This window comes from Nitrosophilus sp. (genome assembly GCF_982775275.1).
The window spans coordinates 1-1016 of record NZ_CEXZHP010000348.1 but is presented as its reverse complement, the minus strand read 5'-3'; the positions used below and the strand labels follow the sequence as shown (position 1 = coordinate 1016).

The window sequence follows — 1016 nt, the reverse complement described above, 5'->3', positions numbered from 1 at the left end:
TTGATGTCTATATCGTTAATGACTGGCAAGGTGAGCCTGAATCACGGGAAGCCCAGCCAATACGCTGGGTTGATAAAAGTGAGCTTCATCACTATGAATTTCCACAAGCAAATGCGGAGATTATAAAACGCCTGTAGTGTTATTTCTGTCAGAGCCGAGATTCCTCGACAAATTTAATAAAACAACTATGCTTATTTGTACAGCTTGCCTTCAGGCTGGATACTGTAAAATACAATGTCTCAATGGGGATTTCCGTTTCAGGGGTTTGGGTATGAAAAAACTAATCAATACGTTGTTATTGCTTTTAATCGTTGTGGGTAGCGTGCAAACAGCTAGTGCAAAAAACTGGTTTGGCAACAATAACCGTTTCGGTAGCGGCGGCTGGGGTCATGATAATGATTGTAATGACTGGCCTGAATGGACTCCCATGTACTGGATGGAAGAAATGGCAGGAAATAATGATGATTGTTTTGATGGACGTTATCGTTATCCGCGAAATCAGGCTTATCCACCGCGTTATCCGGCTCAGGTTTATCCACCACGCTATCCGGCTCAGGCTTATCCGCAGCCCTATCAACAAGCTTATCCTTTTGCGGGAGCGGGGGCTTATGGCATAAATCCCTACGCTGCCAGGTCATACCCGGCTCCGTTAGCAAGGGGTATATACCCTCCCAGGCTTACACCATTGCGAAATGGCATTTATCCTCCAAGTAATTTGTTATCAGGTTATGGGCTTGGCTCAATACCACGTTTACCAGCCTCTTCTTTTGGCTATGGTTCTCTTTTTAGCTCGCCAGGTGGTTTTGCATACCCTGGTATGAGTCCAATGTCATCATTCTCGCCAGCTTCACCCTTTTCACCTATGGGGGGTTTAGGTTCACCACTGTCGCCAATTTCTCCCTGGTCAACGGGGTCACCGATGAGTAGTGGCATGGGATTTCCTGGAATGAGTCCACTATCGGGAGGTGGTTTTGGCGCTCCGTGGAGTAGCTTTGGTGGTTCTCCTTTTGGAGGTT

At 46.6% G+C, this 1016-nt stretch carries 1 pseudogene; it reads left to right on the top strand.

The features are described 5' to 3' along the window. Positions 1-271 precede the first annotated feature (271 nt). Positions 272-1016: pseudogene (locus AC30RD_RS09945) on the top strand (hypothetical protein); the annotation flags it as partial.